Origin of the sequence: Mesorhizobium sp. M0145 (genome assembly GCF_040322355.1) — a bacterium.
Taxonomy (GTDB): domain Bacteria; phylum Pseudomonadota; class Alphaproteobacteria; order Rhizobiales; family Rhizobiaceae; genus Mesorhizobium.
Map to the genome: position 1 here is coordinate 48,045 of NZ_JAMYTK010000002.1, position 20,191 is coordinate 68,235.

The window sequence follows — 20,191 nt, forward strand, 5'->3', positions numbered from 1 at the left end:
ATGAACTTCAACGCTATGTTTGACCGGCGATTGGTAAACGTTTATTTTTGGCCGATCAAATGTTATTATGTTATTGAACATTAGCTTTAATGGTCGCGGGTGCCGATGGATTTCGATGCAGGATGGTTCGCTGATCGCCTTGGCGACCGCACGATGCGCGGCATCGCGCGCGAGACCAGTGCGCTAATCAGAAGCGGCGCGCTGCCTGTCGGCGCAAAGCTTCCGCCGGTGCGCGATCTGGCCTATGTGCTTGGCGTCAGCCCGGCGACGGTCTCGCAGGCGTGGAGCGAGTTGCGGCGCTACAAGATCATCGGCGGCCGCGGACGCAACGGCACCTGGATCATGGGCAACCGCTTTGCCGCCCGGCCCGAGCGCCACATGAGCGGCGGCAATTACGGACAGGATGTTCTGAACCTGGCGATCGCGGAGCCCGATGTGAGGCTCTTGCCGCCGCTCGACATCGCGCTGGCGCATGGTGCGCGCGCCGAAAAGCTCAACAGCTACGAGCGGGTGCGCATCCTGCCCGAGCTGGAGGCCGCAGTGCGCCCGTCATGGCCGTACGATCCCGGCGCGTTCCTGGCCACCAATGGCGGTTACAACGCCATCTACACCTTGCTGCATGCGCTGGTCCCGCCGGGGGCGCCGGTGGCCATCGAGAACCCAACGGCGCTTCGCCTGCTCGACATCCTCGAGGATCTCGACGTGCCGATCATCCCGGTAGACTGCGACAGCGACGGTCCCTTGCCGGATGCACTTGCCAACGCTCTGCGGCAGCGGCCCGTCGCGTTCCTGTTCCAGCCGCGCGTCCATTCGGTTACCGGCGCCTGCATGTCGTCGGCGCGGCTGGAAGTCATCGGCGACCTGCTCGCCGGCACCGACGTGCTGATTGTCGAAGATGACGGCGTCGGCGATATTGCCTCGGCGCCGCGCATTTCGCTTGGCCGGCGTTTTCCCGATCGCGTCGTCCATATCCTATCCTATTCCAAGACCCATGGCCCGGACCTGCGGCTCGCCGTGCTGTCCGGATCGGCGACGATCGTCGAGCAGATCCAGTCCTACCGCAGCTTCAGCTCGGGATGGACCAGCCGCATCCTGCAGGCGGCCACCGCCTGGCTGCTGCAAAACCAGGCCACGGCCGCCCTGGTGGAGCAGGCGAAGGAGGTATACCGCGGCCGTCGCGAACGGCTCGCCGGCGAACTGGCGAAACGCAACGTCGCGATCGACGCCGGACATGGGCTCAGCGTCCTCATTCCCGTTGCCTCGGAACCTTACGCGATGGTCACGCTGGCTGCACATGGTATCGCGGTCCATGCCGGGGCGAAGTTTTCGACCGGAAAGACCAGCGCCGTGCGCGTCGCGACCAGCATCTTGAGCGAGGAGCACCTCGAGCACGTCGCGGATTCCCTGGCGCTGGCAGCCGACCCGGCACGGGAGGTTAGCTAAAGGGTCAGCTGCTCCGACGGATAGTTGCCGACTGGCCATATACAGACCCTGTCTTCTTTCGCGTTCAACTGCCGCTGGCCGGTCCCGAGATCATGCTCGGCGTCAACCAGTCCGTCATGGTGGCGCTGGCGATGATCATAAGATCTCCCTGATCCGCCGTTCACCGAGAGGAGGCTGCAAGTTTAGGCGGGGCGTTTCCACGGCCCGCGTTGGAGTTTCCACGCTGACGCACACGCCTGCTTCCATACCGCTGGCCGATGACAGCTTCGAAGAGGTCCTTCGAGGGCAGAAACATGTCGAATCGTCAGGTATCACCAACTGGAGGCAGGGAGGTTCGGGACGGCGCAATACGGCTGCGCGGCCTGTTGGCTGCGGCCGGTGCCACAACCGCCATGGCGTTCGGATTTGGCAGCCTGGCGCTGACATCCGTCTTCATCAGACCGCTTGAGGCGGAGTTTGGCTGGTCGCGAGCCGACATCAGCCTTGCCTACACGCTATCAAGCGTCGGCATGGCGTTGGGCGGGCTGTTCTGGGGCCGGCTGTCGGACCGCCTGAATGTCAAAAGCCTGCTATTCATCGGCTCGGCTGGCATGGTGATCGCGCTCGCCGCGCTTTCCTCCGCCACTTCGCTCTGGCAGATCTATGCGGCCAACTTCGCTTTGGGCGGGCTAGGCTTTGCCTGTCTGTACGCGCCGGTACTTGCAGTGACCGGACTCTGGTTCGACCGCCGCCGCGGCCTGGCGATAGGGATCGTCACAGCAGGCGGAGCCCTAGGCCAAGGCATAATGCCCTACGCCGCAAATGCCTTGATTGACGGCGTCGGCTGGCGCCTCGCATACGCGATCATGGCGGCGGGGACGATGGCTGCGCTGGCGATCTCCATGCCAGCGGTTCAGACGCCGCCCGTCGATCGGACCGTTATCGCACCGGTGCATTTTTCAGCGAAACCAAGTTTCCAAGGTGGCCGCCTTTCCCCGGTGACGCTGCTATCTGCCGCAGCCTTCCTCTGCTGCGCCTGCATGGGCGTCCCGCTGATGCACCTCACGAGCTTCGTCACGGCTGTGTGCGGGTCTTCGGATGTCGGATCGCTCAGCCTGCTGACCGCCATGCTGTTCGGCGCCGTCGGGCGGATCGCGTTCGGGCTCCTCGCCGACCGGGCAAGCAATCTTGCCGCCTATGCCCTGGCGTCGTTTATTCAGACGGCATGCGTTGCGATTTTTCCCGCGCTGGACCAGCAGCTGAGCCTGCTGGCGCTGTCGGCGGTTTTCGGCTTCGGCTTCGCCGGAAACATGACGTGCCTGATCCTTTGCGTGCGCCAGTTTGCGCCAGCCGAATGCTTTGGCCAGTCACTCGGCATCGTCATGCTGATCGCCTGGCTGGGCATGGGGGTGGCCGGTTATTTCGGCGGTTTCGTCTATGACACCTTCGGCAGCTATGGGCGCGCTTTCCTGGTGGCATCTGTCGCAGGCGCGGCCAATCTCGTGGTTCTGGGCGTATTGGCGGCATCATCCGGCGCAAGAGCGCAGGTCCCATTATGCGCCGCCTTGCCGGTCCTGCGATGAGCCGCTGATTCAAACGTCGAAATCCATTTAATTCCACGTTGGTTCGAACGCTGCAAACCACGGCCTTCCTGCCAACCTTAGAGATCGAAGAGGGCGGAGCACCGTCATCACCAGGCAAGGACAGCTGAGATGAGCAGTATTTACGACAGCATTCTCGACACGATCGGCGACACGCCGGTCGTCCGCCTTTCCCGCATCAACAATGGTGCCGCTTCGCTCTATGCCAAGATCGAGGCGTTCAATCCTGGCGGCTCGGTCAAGGACCGTCTTGCCGCCGCGATCATCGAAGAAGCGGAGAGTTCGGGTGCACTTCGGCCCGGCCAGACGGTGATCGAGGCGACGAGCGGCAACACGGGCATCGGACTTGCCATGGTTTGCGCGCGGAAAGGCTATCCTCTCGTCATCGTCATGCCGGAGAACGCCAGCCTCGAACGCCGCAAGCTGATGCGTTTCTTCGGTGCCAAGGTCGTGTTGACCCCTGCCGTCGAGCGCGGCAGCGGCACGCTCGCCAAGGCGGTCGAGCTGGCCGGAGCGCACGGCTGGTTCCTCTGCCGGCAATTCGAGACGCCCGTCAACGCCGATGTCCATGCCCGCACGACAGCGCTCGAAATCCTCGCGGCGTTCCAGGACCGTCCACTCGATTACTGGGTCACCGGCACCGGGACCGGCGGAACGCTGGCCGGTGTGGCGCGAGTACTCAAGCGCGAGCGCCCGCAAACGCGGATCATCGTCTGCGAGCCCGACAATTCGGCGCTGCTGTCGAGTGGCATTCCCCAAACTTTCGACGAACACGGACTGCCCACTCGGGCGCACACTCGCTTCCGGCCACACCCGATGCAGGGCTGGAGCCCTGATTTCATTCCGCAGATCGTCGGCAACGCGATGGCTGACGATCTTGTGGACGAAATCTTGCCGGTTTCAGGCGCCAGCGCTTTGGAAGCTGCGCGCCGGCTTGCGACGGAAGAAGGAATACTGGCGGGGATCTCCGGCGGGGCTACCTTGAGCGGCGCACTGGAAATCGCTCGACGCGTCGGACCGGACCGCAACGTGCTCTGTATGTTGCCTGACACGGGCGAGCGGTATCTCAGCACGATCCTGTTCGATCACATCAGCGAGGAAATGTCGCCGGCCGAAGAGGCGATCTCTCGCTCCACACCCGGCTACCGCTTCGACCGGCCGCCGTCCTTCGCCCTTTCATCGGCGCCCGTGAACGAAATCCAAATCGATCAGTCGGCGCATGCGTTTGTCGATGAGGCGATCTATGATGCGGAGCATCCGGTGGTCATATTCGCCCTGACATGGTGCGAATTCTGCTGGACGGTAAGAAAGCTCTTCGACCGTGCCGGAATCGTCTACAGGTCCATCGACATCGATGCTCCGGAATTCCAGAAGAACGGCCGGGACGGGGAAATCCGCAAGGCTCTGAGGGCCCGGATCGGTTCGCCTACAATTCCGCAGGTCTTTGTCGGCGGCAAGCATATCGGTGGCTGCATGGAGACGCTTGCGGCCTGGCGGGACGGCACGCTCGCCGCCCGGCTGGAGTTCGTTGGCGCAAACTACACGCCCGGCGCATGCGCAAATCCCGAGAGCCTGCTGCCCCGATGGGTGCGCGCGGCAGCGTGAGACCCCGCCTCCGGGCCTTTCAGAGTGCGGTCGCCACCATCAAAGCGAGCCGGAACGGGCGTGATCCCGTTCCGGCTCGGCATTCATGTGGACTTGTCCGTGTCGGCCTTCCCACGAAGGGAAGGCAAATCAGAGCGCAGGCGGAAACCTCACGCTTCCGGAAACGAACGCTTTCGGCAACGGCACGGACTTGATACAATCCATGGCTAATTTAGCAGCGACTGGGATTGGCAAAGTGTCGCTCGAAATTCGCGTTCTCGGAGATCTGACCGTCCTTCGCCTTGGCGAGGTCGTTTCCTTGCCGCCTTCGAAAAAGACGCGGGCGCTACTGGCCTATCTTGCGCTCGTAGAGCGCCCGCAGCGGCGCGAGCGCCTTTGCGAGATGTTCTGGGAGGTACCGGACGATCCTCGCGGCGCCCTGCGCTGGAGTCTCTCGAAGATCCGACAGGTCGTCGACCTCGGGAACGGCGAGATCCTGCAAGCCGACCGCAACGCAGTTCGCCTGAACACCAGCGAAGTCGTGCTGGACATCGCGCCGCTCCGGGGCCTCGGCGGTCGTGACATAGAGGCTCTCGGACCGGAGAAACTGGAGGCCCTCGCCGGAGCGTTCCGCGGCCGTTTTTTGGATGATCTTTCACTGCCGCGCTGTCCGGAATTCGAAGCCTGGCGCATTGCGACCGCCGACGAACTGCACGTGACGCATCTGCGCATCCTTCGGGTGCTCGTCGACCGGCTTGAGCCGGCGCGGGCACTTCCGTACGCGCATGTCCTGGACGGGTTGGAGCCTGGGGACGAGGCTCTTCGAGCGGACATCCGCCGGCTGAGCGAGGCAGCACGGCAATCCGCCATGGTCCAGAGCCGCGCTTCGAGTAGCGACATCGGGGTCGCTCCCGCCGATGAGAACGTCCCTCCGACGCGTGTTTTGCCTGCGTCGGAGATACAGCTTGCCTCTCCGCCGGAGCGAATCCTTGCGCAGGAGATTCGCCGGTGCACGACGCCCGACGGCGCGCGCTTGGCCTATTCCTTGAGTGGTCAAGGCCCCCCTTTGGTAAGGGCCGCCCACTGGATGTCCCATCTCGAGCTCGAATGGGACAGTCCGGTGTGGAAGCATTGGATCGAGGGCCTCTCCGCGCACTACCAGCTGATACGTTACGACCAGCGCGGCAACGGCCTGTCGGACCGGTATCCCGCCGACCTGTCCTTCGAGGCCATGGTTGCCGACCTGGAGAGCATCATCGATGCCGCTGGTCTGCGCCGCGTTTCCCTGCTTGGCATTTCCCAGGGGTGCGCCGTTTCGATAGCCTATGCCGTCCGGCATCCAGAGCGTGTGGCGGGGATGGTGCTGTATGGCGGATTCACCAAAGGTTGGCGCAAACGGGGCAATCAGCGCGAAATAGCACGCCGCGAAGCGATGGGAGCGCTGATTCAGGAAGGCTGGGGCCAAGACGACCCGGTGTTCCGGCAAATGTTCACCTCCCTCTTCATTCCGGAAGCAACGCCGGAACAGAGGAATTGGTATAACGAGTTGCAACGCAATACCGTCTCGCCGGAGATTGCCCATCGCATCTTCGAGGAAGGCGCCGTCATTGACGTTGACGAGCTGTTACCGCGGGTCCGCGTCCCGACCCTGGTGATGCATGCTACGGGAGACGCGGTCATTCCGTTCGATCATGGCCAGGCGATGGCTGGGAAAATCCCCGGCGCGCGTTTCGTTGCGCTAGACAGCGTCAACCACGTGCTGCTTGGCCACGAACCGGCATTCGCGACCTTCGTCGACGAAACGCGTCGTTTCCTTGCCGACCCCGAACAGACGCAGCAACTGGCAGGCCCTCCGGCGTCCTTGGGAATCAACCGCTCTCGGCAATACATAACAGTGCTGGCCGCGGAAGTGGTCAGTCCCATGCATCTCCTCGAAACGGAGGATCCGGAAGTGGCGATCCGCGAATTCCAGCCCGTCGAGGATCGGGTGATAGACGTCGTGGAGAGCCATGGCGGCGTCGTCACGTCGGCTGCTGACGGGACAATCACCGCAGCATTCGGCCTCGCTCGCGCCACCGAGGATCACGCTTATCTTGCATGCCGCGCCGCGCTTGCGGCCAAGCTGGCAGTGGAGGAGCTTTCCCAGGGCGGGATCCAGTTGAGGGCCGGAATAGACACCGGCGAGGTGATCGTGCGGCAGCAATGGACGACCAAAGCCAGCAAGGTTGAACTGGCCGGAGCCGCGCCGCGTGCGGCCAACCGGCTGATGCGTGCCTTGCACCGTGCGACGATCGCCGCGACAGGCCGGGCGCGCGCAGCCGCCGGGGGCTATGTGCAGATGCACCGCTTAGCGCATTCGGAGCATCCGCAACTTGGCCACGAGGAACGCATTTACGAGCTGTTGGGCGAAAATCACGCTTTGTCGCGCTGGCACCTGAGGGCCAATCGCGGCCTCACCGGACTGGTGGCGCGCGAGCTCGAGCTGAAAATCCTTCTTGCAACCTGGCGCCGGGTCAGGGAGGGCCACGGCCAGGTCGCCGGGATCGTCGCCGACGCCGGCATGGGCAAGTCGAGGCTTGCCCATGAATTTCTCTCCCTCGACGAGGTGGCCGGTTTTACTGTGCTTGAATGTGGCGGTCTGGAGTTTGATTCATCAGTTACTCTGGGTGCTGTAAAGAAGCTGCTGCTCTCGGCTTGTGGCATTCGTGGCGAAGACGGCTTGGCGGAAGCCCAGCGCCTGTTTGCATTCAAACGGGCTGAACTGGACCTGGATCCAAGTCATACGGCGCCGCTTTCCTTCCTCGCGGACCTGCCGGTCGACGATTCTTCCTGGTGGCATCTCGATGCGCGGGAGCGGACCTCACGGGTATCCGAGGCGATGAGCGCATTTCTCGTTGCCTTGAGCCGGGCCTCGCCCGTAGCCGTGCTTATCGAGGATCTGCACTGGATCGATGCCGAGAGCGAGGCCGTAATGAACAGGCTGGTCGAGGTCATGGGCGCCAACCGTATCATGCTGCTCGCCACCTACAGGCCGCAGTACCGACACGAATGGAACCGCCGCGGCTATTTCCAGCAGATAAGGTTGGAGCGGTTCGCGCGGGACGAAATGGAGCAGTTCCTCACCGAATTGCTGGGATCCGATCCCAGCTTGGGGGAACTGCGGCAATCGCTTGCCGAGCGGGCCGAGGGCACGCCGCTATTCCTGGAAGAAATGGTGCGCGGATTGGTTGCGGACGGTGCACTTGCCGGCCAGTCCGGCCGCTACGAGCTCAAGAGGCCAGTGGATTCCATCACCATCCCGTCGACAGTTCAATCGCTCATCGCCGCACGTATCCAGCAGCTGGGTGACTCGGAAAGGCAGGCACTCCAACTCGCTTCGGTTATCGGCAAGAATGTTCCGTATCCCCTGCTGAGGGCGCTCTCGCCGCTCTCGGAGGCGGAGCTGGGGGTATGCCTGGCCAAACTGCAGAGTTTGGAATTCCTGTTCGAGGTCCAGAGCTATCCTCACGTGGAGTATACGTTCAAGCACGCGTTGACGCTCAAGGTGACCTACGAATCTCTCCTGGCGGAGGACCGAAAAAGGCTGCATCGGGCTGCATTGGTTGCGATGGACAGACTCTATGCCGGATCGCTGAACCACCACATCGAGGAACTGGCCGAACACGCGCTTCGTGCCGAGGCTTGGGAACCGGCCGCGGATTATCTGCTGCAAGCGGCGGGCCGGGCCGAGGAACGCTCGGCCTATTCCGCCGCGGTCCAGTTCCTCGAAAACGCCCGCAAAGCAGTCGCCGCGCTGCCCCGAAATCCGAAAACCCTCGCCCAGGCGATCAACCTGCGGGTGCGGATGCGGCCCGCCTACGGCGCCCTGGGTGCCTATCGGAAGGCGCTGCCGCAGCTATTGGAAGCGCGCGAACTGGCCATGGAACTGGGCGATCCGCAACTCATCTCCGACGTGTTGCTCCACTTGAGCTATCTCAACAGCTCCCACGGCCGCTACGAGGAGGCGCTGGAACCGGCCGACACACTCAAGCGCGGCGCGACGGCAAATGGCGTGCAGCGCTGCATAAGCGAGTCGGACCTGGCCGCCTCACAGGCGCTTCTGATCCGCAGCGAGGCGCGGCAGGTGCTGGAGCGGCTTGTTCCGCATGAGGAGAGGTTCACCAAAGCTTGGCGTCTGGAGCGTTTCGGACAGCTCGGTGCGCGTGCGGTTTGGTACCTGGGGCACCGCGCGCAGGCGGAAGCACGCCTTGGCCGGTTCGATGATGCGGAACGTTCGCTTGCCGAACTGCAGAAGGTCGCCGCCGAAGTGGCGCGCCCGATCGATAGCTGCGCGGCCGCCTATTTCACCGGTGTGGTGGGCGTCCTGCGCGGCCCCGAGCCGGCGCTTGTCGAGGCGCTGCAATTGTGGTCCTCCGAAGCCGCTACCAGCGCATCTATCCTACTCCGGCCATGGCTGTTGACCGTGCTCGGGCATGCGGAATTCCTGCTCGGCCGCAACCACGACGCGGGCGCCACCTTGGAAATGGCGGTGACCGAGGCTGAGCGGCTCGATCTTGCCCAGTTCGAATGTCACGCGCGCGCGGTGCTCGCATGCGTGCGTGCGCGCCTGTATGAGCCGGAAGCTGCGGCCAATCTCGGCCATGCGCTCGAGCTTGCGCGGGGACGCGGCGATCCGTGGAGCGAGATCATCGTACTGCGCGGCCTTGCCGAGCTGAAGCCTTCCAGATCGGCCATTGGCTGGCTCGAACAGGCCTGCAATCTTGCCAGGCGGGTTGAATTGCGGCCGGAGCTTGCCCGCTCCTTGCTAGCTCTCGGGCTCGCGAAGCGGCGCGGCAAGATTGCTGGCGCGGATGCAACTCTCGCGCAAGCGGCCAAGCTCTACACAGAAATGCAGATGCGGGAGGATTTCTCCGGCATGGAGGAGCCGACCGGAAGTGTCCTGCCCGATCGCGTTCCCATGGCGGTTACGGCTTGATCCCTCCGCATCCAGGGATCTGCTTCGAAGGTTTGCGCTGCCTGTAGGGCAAGCAAGCCGCGGTCACGCAGCTCGCGACCCCGCGGTGTCATGGAACGATATCTGCCGGACCAAACGATCCGCCACCACGTCTGCGTGGGTCAGCGGTCCCATATGTCCGGCGCCAGGAACAATCGCCCCGATTGCGGCCGGAACGCGGGAAACGAGTTCGCGGGCGATGAGCCGCGTCGGAACTGGTGCAAATTCGCCGCGCAATACCAAGACCGGAAAGCCAAATCGGGCATATTCGCTTGCTGGCGTCGATTCATGGATCAATGCGTGGAAGTCCAGGCTGGCCTTCGGCAGAAACCGCACGAGTGCAGCCTGAAGTTCCGGCTTCATCGCGGCGAAGATGCCGGCCCCACCCCAGTAGTCGATGAAATGAGCTGTCGCGGTCAGGTAACTGCCGTTGATCAGGCCGTCATGGACGGTGCCTGCGATCGCCAAGACTTCGCCGAGCGCCTCGTGGCCCTCACAGTCCAGCTCGCGCAGCAGGTGAAAGGCAGACGGCTCATAAAGGGAGAGGCTGGCCAGCCGGTCTGGACGCATCGCCGCTATATGCGGGGCCAATCCACCACCATAGGAATGGCCAACAAGATGCACAGGCCCGTCATGGTGGTCGATCATCTCCAGGATACCGGCGGCTTCGTGGGTCAGATGGAAAGCGCCGGCACCAGTCCAGGTGCCGCCGCCCGGCGCCCCGATCAGATCGGGTGCGATGAGCCGGTAGCTGTCATCGAGCCGCTCCGCCAGGCTGCGCCATTGCCGTCCGCTGCCGCCTGAGCAGTGCAGGGCGATGACAAGCGGTGCCTGACACGCCCTATGCGTGACGTGGGACGTCGATGCGGCAATCATCGAGCCCCGCCCTCCTCCGCCCTCAAAAAACGCGTGCGGCGGCTGGGATCACGCCCGGCAAACGAAGTGATCCAGTTGATCTCGAAGCGGGTGATGCGATGTCGCGCAAGATGTAGTCCGGCAACTCATAAAGCTGTCTACGGTCCCGTTGGATACGAATGAAACGCCAGACTGCGGCCAACATTGTTCCGCCAGCCCAGCGCAAACCTCGCGTTCTGGTGAGGCACAGGGATGGGTTCACCATTTCACTCATTTTGATTTTCTCCATGGTTGCGGGCGCTGACTACGGCGCCAGTGGAGCCCTTGTCGTTGTCCGCCGTGAGCTTCATCGTTGAAGGCAACGTCGATTTTTGCCGCGCTAGCGTTGTATTCGGCGGTCAGGCCGCTGCTCGGCGGGAGACGTCGAGAAACATTGCCAGGTGAGCCGCCAGCGCCTCCGCATCGCGGCCGACGCCGTCGAGGAAGCTGGAGCTTCGATGGCGCATGAAATTGAGGCCGAGCACGTAGAGTCCCGGATACGCGCAGACGCCGCCATCGTTCAGGATTTCGCCCCGGGCGTCGAACACATCCAGCTTCAGCCATGGGTATTCCCGGCGATAGCCGGTAGCCCATATGATCGTCTGGATACCCTGGTCGATGAGGTCGATTTCGGTCGCCTCGGCGCTCAGAATCAGGCTCGGAATGGAACCGGGATCGATCGAGTAGAGGCCATCGCCGGCGGCCGCGCGGTCTATATTGGCCAGCACGCGCCTCAGCCTGCGTTCCGCCGCCATGGTCGTTTCGGCGAGATCGCCGTTGAACCGAATGCGTGTATCGCAGGCGGCAGCCGCTCGACCGACAAGACGAACGCCTTGCTCCCGAAGACCGGCAAGGTCGAGCGTCCTGCGCTCGGGTGTGCCTATCAGCTGCAGGGAGGGCTGCCGCCGTGCCGCGGTGAGATCCGGAATTTCAGCGACAGGCTTGGCAAGCATTCCCAGCCGGTCGAGCCACCACAGGATGTCGTGCCCGCGGTAAAGCCTCGGTAGGCGTGTATGACTGCCGACCGACAGGGTCACCGGGCGCCCGGAGCGATTGATCTCCTCCGCAAGTTGTATGCCGGTCGCCGAGGCCCCGGCCACGAGAACGCCACCCTGGGGCAGTTGCTGAGGATTGCGATAGTCCCGCGGCACGATTTGCCTGATACGAGAGGAGATCTGCTTTGCTAGTGGCGGAATGCGTGGCCTGTTGCTGTATCCGGTCGCGACCACGACCGCACGTACGCTCCATTGGCCGCGATCGGTCAGCAGCCGGAAGCCTCCGTCGACCCTTTCGGTCGAAAGCACCTCCACGCCGTCCTCCACCGGTGCGGTGATCGAGCACGCGTAATCCTCTAGGAACCCCACCGTCTCGGCCATTGTCATGAAGCCGTCGGGATTGGCTCCGCGATAACCGCCGCCGGGCAGGCGTGTCATCCAGTTGGGCGTCAGCAGGCGCAGCGAATCCCACCGTTCGCTGCGCCAGCGCTCAGCGATGCGGCCGCGCTCCAGCACGACGTGGTAGACCCCGCGCTCGGACAGGCACCGGCTCATGGCTAAACCCGCCTGTCCGGCGCCGATAATGGCTACGTCTGTATGCTGCATGGAATCCGCGCCTTGTAAGCAGGGGCAACAGATCGCCGGCGCCATCCTTTTCAGGACGAGGCCGGCGATATTGCTCTTGCGGACCGAAGTCAGCCTTTCACGGCAACCGAGACCGGCACGCCGTTGGTCAGCACGTCGAACACCGCGGAACGGGCGCGCGACTGCATTACGATTTCCTCGAGCTTCTCAGCCGAAGCATCGCCCTTGATCTTGAAGGAGATACGGATGCCCTGGTAGCCGTTGCGGACTTCGTTAGAGATGCCGAGGATGCCGCGAAGGTCGATGTCGCCTTCGACGGTCGATTCCACCTCATGCAGCGTCACGCCGCGCGCGGCCGCGATGTTCGCGATGCCGGCGGTGAGGCAGGAAGCAAGCGCGTGGAGGAGGTATTCGACCGGCGTCGGGCCGTTGTCTTCGCCGCACAGGACCGCCGGATGATCGCTGTCGGCCTGGTATGCCGTCACATGCGGCTGCTCGGCGCCGGCGCCGAAGAAGTTGGCCATCGTGCTGCGGCTGTGCGTGCCGGTGATCCAGCGGCTCTTGGCCCGGAACTGGAACTTGGCAAGCTCCGGCTGGCCCGCGACGGCATTGATGGTGGCCAGAAGGGTGGGCGTATTGACGCCGTTCCTCGGCTCCCGCGACGCCTTCTTAACGGAAGCCTTTTCCATGACCATTGTATCGTCCTGCATGTCATTCACTCCTGGGTTCGGATGTTGCGCGACCGGGATCGCCCCGGACGGCTAAACCTCGGCCGGCAGCGTTTGACGTGCAGTGGGAACAACAGTGGGAAAACGAGAGGTTTTTTTGCGTCAACCAGTCGTGAACAGCGCCGGATCCGCAATCAGCGAAACGGCGGGCCTTCAAACGCTTTGCTTCCTCGCGCGGTGCGATCTCCCGTAAGCGCCGAGAACGCTTCGCAACCGAAACCACAGGAGATCAGACCATGTCTCGTTCATTTGGAAAGGATACCCGCCCGTCCTCAACCGACTGGGCTGTCATAGCTCGCGGGCCAAGCAAGGCCGAGGTGCTCGCCCATATCGCGAAGATTCACACATACGCGAGCACCCTAAATCGGCCCGGCCGCGAGAAAACCACATGAGGCTTGTTGCGGCGGGAGTGCCGATCGGCCCCCGTCGACAACACTTGTCGGGATAATGTTTTCGGTCGACGTCCAGTTGGCCGCACACGGCATCGCGGTCCATGCCGGGGCGAAGTTTTCGACCGGAAAGCCCAGCGCCGTGCGCGTCGCGACCAGCATCCTGAGCGAGGAGCACCTCGAGCACGTCGCAAATTCCCTGGCGCTGGCAGCCGGCCCGGCGCGGGAAGTTGTCTGAGGCAAGTCAATCGCCGTTCGGACTGCTTACTCCGCCGCCACGCCCTTCACCTCGAGATAGCTCTCCATCGAATCGTCCATCGCCTGCAGCCAGGGCGTATGGTGCAGCGGCGCCATCGTGCCGGTCATCAGCGAGCGATAGGCATGGTCGCGGAAGCCCATAATGTCTTGCGCCTTATGGTGCTCCCATTCCATGAAGGTCTGATTGACGGCCTCGACATCGAAGCCGGGATAGTCGGTCTGCTCCATCAGCTCCCTGGTGTAGTCGCCCTGGAACCAGATCATCTGCTCGGCGTCTTCCAGCGTTTCCTCGCGTGCCCGCCATTTCCGGCCGTGCTCGGCCATCGCTTCGGCCGACGGCAGCTTGATGCGGCCCATGATCACGTCGCGGGCGAACCAGGCCTGCGCGTCGAACATGTTGAAGGTGTAGAACTGGTCCTGCATGCCGATATAGGACAGCTTCGGGTTTTTCTCCCAGACGACGCCCTCGTAGAGCCCGTCCGGCCACATACGGTTGGCGGTCTTCAGCTTCAAATCCTCGGTGAGGAACGGGAAGGAATGGAGGTAGCCGGTGCACAGGATGATGGCGTCGACGTCTTTGGTGCTGCCGTCCTTGAAATGCGCCGTCTTGCCGACGACCCTCTGCAGAAGCGGCACTTCCTTCCAGTTCTCCGGCCATTTGAAGCCCATCGGCTTCGAGCGGTAGCTGGAGGTGATCGATCTGGCGCCGTATTTGTAGCATTGCGAGCCGATGTCCTCGGCTGAATAGGAGCGGCCGATGATCAATATGTCCTTGCCCTTGAATTCCATCGCGTCGCGGAAATCGTGGCTGTGCAGGATACGGCCGTTGAAGGTCGAAAAGCCCTCGAAATAGGGAACGTTGGGCACGGAGAAATGCCCCGAAGCGACGACGACATTGTCGAACTCTTCCGAGTAGGTGACGTCGCTGGTGCGGTCATGCGCGGTGACCGTGAATTTTTTTGTCGTTTCGGAAAAGGTGACCATGCGCACCGGGCTGTTGAAGCGCACCCATTGGCGCACGCCGGATTTTTCGACGCGGCCCTTGATGTAGTCCCACAGCACGGCGCGCGGCGGATAGGAGCCGATCGGCCGGCCGAAATGCTCCTCGAAGGTGTAGTCGGCGAATTCGAGACATTCCTTCGGGCCGTTCGACCAGAGATAGCGGTACATCGAGCCGTGCACCGGGTCGCCGTGCTCGTCGAGGCCGGTGCGCCAGGTGTAGTTCCACAGGCCGCCCCAGTCGGACTGCTTTTCGAAGCAGACGATTTCGGGAATATCGGCGCCCTTGTCGGCGGCCGACTTGAAGGCCCTGAGCTGGGCCATGCCGGACGGCCCGGCTCCGATGGCGGCAACACGATCTTTCATTGCGGGCCTCCCGATCTCATTTCCCTAACGAAACAAATTTCACTGACAGGACAGTAATTGCCCCTTCGATGCTGTCAACAGGGCTTGTCGCGAAACCGCGTTTCGCCCAGCTGGATTTCCAAGCGACGCAGTAGCTCGGGCGAAATCCGGACATTGCGCAATTCGACACGGGTGGCTTGCCGTGGCAGTTGCGCTTCTGTATCGGCACCGAATATGTTCACCGTGAGTGAAATGAATCGGCAAGGTCCGGGGTGGCAACATGGCGAAAAAAGCATCCAGTCTAAAGCCCGCTGCGGCCGTCGTCGCCGCCAAAGCCAAGCCGTCGGTCGCTGCAATCGATCCGCGCAAGATACGCGCGCCGCTCACCCAGAACCCGCACGCCATTCGCGACACCCGCGAAAAGGTCCTGGAGGTCGCCATCGGCCGCGAGGTGCGGGCCTTCCGCAAGAAGCTCGGCATTACGGTGGCCGATCTGGCTGCCGCCACCGACATTTCGCTTGGCATGCTGTCGAAGATCGAGAACGGCATCACCTCGCCATCGCTGACCACGTTGCAGGCGCTGTCACGGGCGCTCGGCGTTCCCGTCACCGCCTTCTTCCGCCGCTTCGAGGAAGAGCGCAGTGCCGTCTTCGTCAAGGCCGGCGAAGGCCTCGACGTCGAACGCCGCGGCACGCGCGCCGGCCACCAGTACAATCTGCTCGGCCATATCGGCTCCAACACCAGCGGCGTCGTCGTGGAACCCTATCTGATCACGCTGACCGAGGATTCCGACGTGTTCCCGACCTTCCAGCACGAGGGCATGGAATTCCTCTATATGCTCGAGGGCGAGGTGGTTTACCGGCACGGCAGCAATCTTTACCCGATGAAGCCCGGCGACAGCCTGTTCTTCGACGCCGACGCGCCGCACGGACCGGAAGTGCTGAGCGTTCTGCCGATGCGCTATCTGTCGATCATCTGCTACCCGCAGAGCGCGGGGTGAGCCGGAGATGAGGGCGCACAAGCAATCCTGGATCGCTGCACTCCACGGCCACGGTAACGGCATGGATCCTAGGGTCTCCGCTACGTCGCTTCGCTCCTGCTTCGCCCTAGGATGACGAAGGCGTGGGGTCCAAGGCTAATCGCGGATGTCGGAGATTGGCAGTTGCATCGCGGCTTAGAGGTTGGTGGCCGACGGCAATTCGCAAGTTTCGAGGTTAGCTGAAGCGTCCCTCACTTCGTCATCCTAGGGCGGAGCAGGAGCGAAGCGACGTAGCGGAGACCCTAGGATCCATGCCGTAACCTCCACGCGCTGCTACGTTGAACTGCAGGGCAAGCTCGTCCTCGATTGGTCGCAAGGGGGCTAAAGGCCGGCGCTCTACGGCGCCCCCCTCTGCCCTGCCGGGCATCTCCCCCTCTTGGGGGGAGATTGGCAGCTTGACGGGCAGCGCGAACCTCGCAAACAGAACCTCAATCCGGCCCAAACCCCGGCGACGTCGCACTGCCGTCATCCAACTTCGACAGCCACTCGACCAATGTCGCACGGTAACGCGTCAGGCCCTTGTAGTTGGCGAGTTCCTCGGGCAGGTCGCGGATGACGCGGTGCAGGCGCCGTGCCCATTTCGGCTGCGTCACCAGCTCGTCCATCTTGATCAGGTAGCAGCGGATCGGGAAGACGATCGCATTCGAGCGCGGCAGCCGCCAGAAGCTCTGCAGCTCGACGCGCAGATGAACCTTGTCGCCGACGTTTTCCGGCGTCACCGTGGCGCGGTCCGGACCCCATTTGTGGTAATTTTCCGGGCTGGTATCGAGGCGCGGATTGATGGTCATCGTCCAGTTCAGCCGGCGTGCGGGTTTGCCCTGCTGGATGTTGGTGAGGAATTTCAGCGCCCGGACGAATATGCCCTTCTCATGCGCCAGCGGCACCGGCGCGTGCCATTCGAAGAAGTTCATGCCGATGTCGAAATCGAGCGACCAGTCGGCCTGGGTGGTGACCATGCCGGCATCCATCCACAGGTTGCCGTCGCGCTGGTCGAGGATGCAGAAATCGCCCTGGCTCTGGCGGGTGATGTATTCCATCGGCCCATAGGGCAGCGTCGAGACATCGCCAAAGGTGAAGCTGTCGTCGATGCCAAGCGGCCGGTTGATCCAGCGCCAGCGGTCGCCATCGCGCGTCAGCGTGAAATGCTCGGGATAGCCCAGCGCCTGCTGCTCCATCAAAAGCTCGAGCAGATCCCAGCCGGCCAGCGTCATGTGCGGCAGCGACTGGCAGCGCAGCGGATCCTCGGCCAGCACCAAAGCGCGGTCCTGCATCTCGGCGACATAGTGCTCGTCGACGTCGATCAAATTCTCCAGCACGCTGCCCTTCGGCCCGACGACATGCGGCTCGATGTTGACGGCATACATGTAGCTGTCTTCATGGAACGGGAACGGGAACCGCCTGATGTGCTCGGGGCTGTTCCTGAAGGTAAAGTCGTCGCGGAACGTTTCCTTGCGAAAGGTGATGCCCAAGCTCGCCTCCTATCTTTCCAGCACCAGCGACCTGCCCTCGAAGCGCGAGACGCAGGGCATGATCTTGCAGCCCGAACGGTGGTCTTCCTCGCTCAGCCAGTGGTCGTTGTGGATGAATTTGCCGTCATGCGAAATGACGTTGGTCTCGCACTGGCCGCAGACGCCGCCGCGGCAGAGATAGGGCGGATCGACGCCGGCCGCCTCGATCGCCTCGAGCAGGCTCTGCTGCTCGTCGACACGGATGGTCTTGCCGCTGAGCGCCAGCGTCACGTCGAAGGGGGCGCCGGGCTGCGGCGCCGCGAAATGCTCGAAATGCACGGTCTCCGGAGGCCAGCCGAGCGCCGCGGCACGCTCGCGCACCCAGCCAATCATGCCCGACGGGCCGCAGACATAGAGATGCGTGCCGAGCGGCTGCGATGACAACAGCCGGTCGAGATCGACGCGCTCGTCGCGGTCGTCGTGATAGAGCCTGACCCGGTGATCGTAGCGCTCTCTCAGCAGGTCGGCATAGGTGCCGAGCGAGGCGGTGCGGCAGGTGTAATGCAATTCGAAATTGCCGCCTTCCGCCGCCAGCTGCGCGGTCTGCGCCATGAACGGGGTGATGCCGATGCCGCCGGCCAGCATCAGATGCTTCCTGGCGCGCAGATCGAGCGAGAACAGGTTGACGGGATAGCTGACCACCATCTCCGTGCCCGGCCTGACCTGCCTGTGCATGAACAACGAGCCGCCGCGGCCGGCGTCGTCGCGGCGCACCGAGATGGTGTATTCGCGGGTGTCTAGCGGCGAGCCCATCAGCGAATAGGGATTGAGCCTGGTGCGTTCGCCATCGCGCATCTCGACGACGACATGGGCGCCGCCGGAGAAGGTCGGCAAAAGCTCGCCGTCGCGCCGGCGGAAATGAAAGCGCGTCACCAGCTCGTTGACCGGGACGACATCGCTGACGACGACATCGAGCTTAGTTGTGCCGGCGCTCATCGAAAGACCTCCTCGATCGGAGGAATTTCGCTGCGGTCCTCGGCGTTGATGCAGACGCCCTGGAAGGCGGCGAGGCGCCGCGAATAGTGGTCGCGCACCAGAAGCAAGAGGCCGCAATGCGAACAGGTTGCCGGCTGCGTCGTCACGTTCTCGGTGATGCCCTTGCAATGGACGCACTGCATGCGGCGCGCCAGCGAGCCGCGATGCTCGGTCTGAACCGAGGTGTGGTCGATGCCGGCTTCGAGCGCCGCCTGCATGGCCTGGCCGATCAGCCCCTCGGTGCCGGCGAGATAGAGCCTGAGGCCCATATGGGCGTTGGCCAGCATCTGCTTCAGCCGCGGCAGGGCGCTGGCAAAGGAATGACCGAGGTAGAACTGTGCCGGCTTCAGGGCTTCGACCGCATCGGCGTATTTTCCGTCGCGGCCGGGAATGAAGATGATGCGGGCGCCGCCGAAGAAATCCGCCGGTGCCTTGGCGGCCAGATCGGCAATGGCCAGCGCTCCTTCTGCATCCGCTATGAAAAGATGATGCTTGCCGGGCTGCGGAGACAGGGTCCCATAGACCGGCCGGCTGATGATGCTTTTCGCTGCCATACCCGCAGTATGCCTCAGCCTTTCGCCGTGCGCTTGGTCTTCTTCGGATCGTCGAAAGGAAGCGGCTCGGCGGTTGCGCTGATGGGGCCGCTCTTGTTGCGGATCTCGAGCCTGGTGCCCTGTACCGCGCAGTCGACGTCGAGCCGGGCAATGCCCATCGATTTTTTGACCAGCGGCGAATACATTGCGCAGGTCACCACGCCGACCTTTTTGCCGTCGCGATAGACCGGTGCGCCCTCGTCGGCCGGCTCCTTGCCTTCGAGCAGCACGCCGAAGATCTTGAAGCGCTCCTTGCCCTTGAGGCGGTAGTGCTCCTCGGCACCGCGAAAGCCCGTCTTGCCGGGGCTGACGGTGAAGTCGAGACCAAGCTCCCACAGCGTGTCGCCGGGGCCTTCGTTCTCAAACGGGTATTTCTGCGAATTGTCGTAGGGGTAAAACAGCAGGTAGCTCTCGACGCGCAGCATGTCGAGCGTGGTGAAGCGGCACGGGATGATGCCGGCGCTCTTGCCCTCGTCGAGGATCCTGTCCCAGATCGTTCCGGCGTCCTGGCCACGGCAGAAGATCTCGTAGCCGCGCTCGCCGGTGTAGCCGGTGCGCGAGATCATCACCGGAAAGCCGAACAACTGCGTCTGCATGTGGTGGAAATAGTTGAGGTCGCGAATGCCGGGCACATGCTTTGCCAGATAATCCACGGCTAGCGGCCCCTGCAGCGAAAGGTCGTGCAGATTGTCGTCGAAGCGCAGCGACACGTCGCGACCGACGCAAGCGCGCTGCAGCTCTTCATGGCCGGTGCCCGAGCCATGCACGACCATCCAGGAATTCGGGCCGGTGCGGTAGAGGATGCAGTCGTCGGTGAACTTGCCGGCCTCGTTGAGCATGCAGGCATAGGCCGACTTGCCGGGATAGATCTTTTCGACGTCGCGCGTCGTCGCCAGATCGATCAGGTGCGAGGCGTGCGGCCCGGTGATGTGAACCTTCTTCAAGCCGGACACATCCATCAGGCCGGCCTTGGTGCGGATGGCGATATACTCTTCGTCCGCGTCCTTGTCGTAGGTCCAGGCGGTGCCCATGCCGCTCCAGTCCTCGAGCTTCGAGCCGAGCGCGCGATGGCGATCCGCAAGCGTCGAAAATCTCCAGGATGCCGTCATCCGCTGTCCTCCGTTCGAAAGAAACTTTTTTGCTTTCCCCTGCTCCCTGCACACAGGCGGGAGCGTTGCCTTGAATATTGATCGCAAACGCCGGGAGCCTGCAATACCCGTAAGCAAATAATTTCATTGTCAGGCAAATCCGGCGCGCCCAAACTAACGGTTAACGTCGCGTAA

Annotated in this window: 14 protein-coding genes; 6 read left to right on the top strand and 8 right to left on the bottom strand. The window is 63.1% G+C overall.

Annotation, left to right across the window (positions count from 1 at the left end; genetic code table 11):
- Positions 1–105: 105 nt before the first annotated feature.
- The 4 genes from NKJ28_RS05150 (at position 106) to NKJ28_RS05165 (ending at position 9,582) form a co-directional block, all read left to right on the top strand.
- Positions 106–1,443, top strand: a complete 1,338-nt coding sequence (locus tag NKJ28_RS05150) for an aminotransferase-like domain-containing protein (protein WP_352634374.1) — start codon at positions 106–108, stop codon at positions 1,441–1,443.
- Positions 1,444–1,835: 392 nt separating this feature from the next.
- Positions 1,836–3,005 carry an MFS transporter gene (locus NKJ28_RS05155; RefSeq protein WP_352634376.1) on the top strand — a complete coding sequence of 390 codons (1,170 nt, stop codon included), beginning with the start codon at positions 1,836–1,838 and terminating at the stop codon, positions 3,003–3,005.
- Positions 3,006–3,134: 129 nt separating this feature from the next.
- Positions 3,135–4,628, top strand: coding sequence for a cysteine synthase A (gene cysK, locus NKJ28_RS05160; RefSeq protein WP_352634378.1), 1,494 nt, complete (start codon positions 3,135–3,137; stop codon positions 4,626–4,628).
- A 235-nt stretch (positions 4,629–4,863) separates the two neighbouring features.
- Positions 4,864–9,582: an alpha/beta fold hydrolase gene (locus tag NKJ28_RS05165; RefSeq protein ID WP_023674006.1), complete on the top strand. Its 4,719-nt coding sequence runs from the start codon at positions 4,864–4,866 to the stop codon at positions 9,580–9,582.
- Between the two features lie 63 nt (positions 9,583–9,645).
- On the opposite strand, the gene NKJ28_RS05170 is transcribed toward NKJ28_RS05165, so the two are convergent.
- From NKJ28_RS05170 to NKJ28_RS05180, 3 genes are all read right to left on the bottom strand, one after another.
- A complete protein-coding gene (locus NKJ28_RS05170) occupies positions 9,646–10,476 on the bottom strand; it encodes an alpha/beta fold hydrolase (protein WP_023674005.1) in 831 nt (276 codons plus the stop codon).
- 377 nt (positions 10,477–10,853) lie between these two features.
- Positions 10,854–12,140, bottom strand: a complete 1,287-nt coding sequence (locus NKJ28_RS05175; RefSeq protein WP_352634380.1) for an NAD(P)-binding domain-containing protein — start codon at positions 12,138–12,140, stop codon at positions 10,854–10,856.
- Positions 12,141–12,184: 44 nt separating this feature from the next.
- Entirely contained in the window at positions 12,185–12,784 is a 600-nt protein-coding gene (locus NKJ28_RS05180) for an OsmC family protein (protein ID WP_023674002.1), read from the bottom strand.
- Positions 12,785–13,249: 465 nt separating this feature from the next.
- Here NKJ28_RS05180 and NKJ28_RS05185 point away from each other — a divergent pair, with 465 nt between their 5' ends.
- Positions 13,250–13,429: a hypothetical protein gene (locus NKJ28_RS05185; protein ID WP_352634382.1), complete on the top strand. Its 180-nt coding sequence runs from the start codon at positions 13,250–13,252 to the stop codon at positions 13,427–13,429.
- A 26-nt stretch (positions 13,430–13,455) separates the two neighbouring features.
- On the opposite strand, the gene NKJ28_RS05190 is transcribed toward NKJ28_RS05185, so the two are convergent.
- On the bottom strand, positions 13,456–14,814 hold the full coding sequence (locus tag NKJ28_RS05190; protein ID WP_352634384.1) for a trimethylamine monooxygenase: 1,359 nt from the start codon (positions 14,812–14,814) through the stop codon (positions 13,456–13,458).
- A gap of 259 nt (positions 14,815–15,073) precedes the next feature.
- Between NKJ28_RS05190 and NKJ28_RS05195 the strand changes: the two genes are divergently transcribed.
- Positions 15,074–15,793, top strand: a complete 720-nt coding sequence (locus NKJ28_RS05195) for a helix-turn-helix domain-containing protein (protein WP_352452528.1) — start codon at positions 15,074–15,076, stop codon at positions 15,791–15,793.
- Positions 15,794–16,260: 467 nt separating this feature from the next.
- Here the strand turns inward: NKJ28_RS05195 and NKJ28_RS05200 are convergent, their stop codons facing one another.
- The 4 genes from NKJ28_RS05200 to NKJ28_RS05215 are packed head-to-tail and all read right to left on the bottom strand — an operon-like array spanning position 16,261 to position 20,017.
- Positions 16,261–17,301, bottom strand: a complete 1,041-nt coding sequence (locus tag NKJ28_RS05200) for a heme-dependent oxidative N-demethylase family protein (RefSeq protein WP_352590195.1) — start codon at positions 17,299–17,301, stop codon at positions 16,261–16,263.
- 9 nt (positions 17,302–17,310) lie between these two features.
- Positions 17,311–18,276 (bottom strand): PDR/VanB family oxidoreductase, encoded by a 966-nt coding sequence (locus NKJ28_RS05205; RefSeq protein WP_352452526.1) that lies wholly within the window; start codon positions 18,274–18,276, stop codon positions 17,311–17,313.
- Positions 18,273–18,869 carry a dimethylamine monooxygenase subunit DmmA family protein gene (locus NKJ28_RS05210; protein WP_352634386.1) on the bottom strand — a complete coding sequence of 199 codons (597 nt, stop codon included), beginning with the start codon at positions 18,867–18,869 and terminating at the stop codon, positions 18,273–18,275. Before NKJ28_RS05210 ends, NKJ28_RS05205 begins: the two co-directional genes overlap by 4 nt.
- A gap of 14 nt (positions 18,870–18,883) precedes the next feature.
- On the bottom strand, positions 18,884–20,017 hold the full coding sequence (locus NKJ28_RS05215; RefSeq protein WP_352590204.1) for an aminomethyl transferase family protein: 1,134 nt from the start codon (positions 20,015–20,017) through the stop codon (positions 18,884–18,886).
- Between the last annotated feature and the right edge of the window lie 174 nt (positions 20,018–20,191).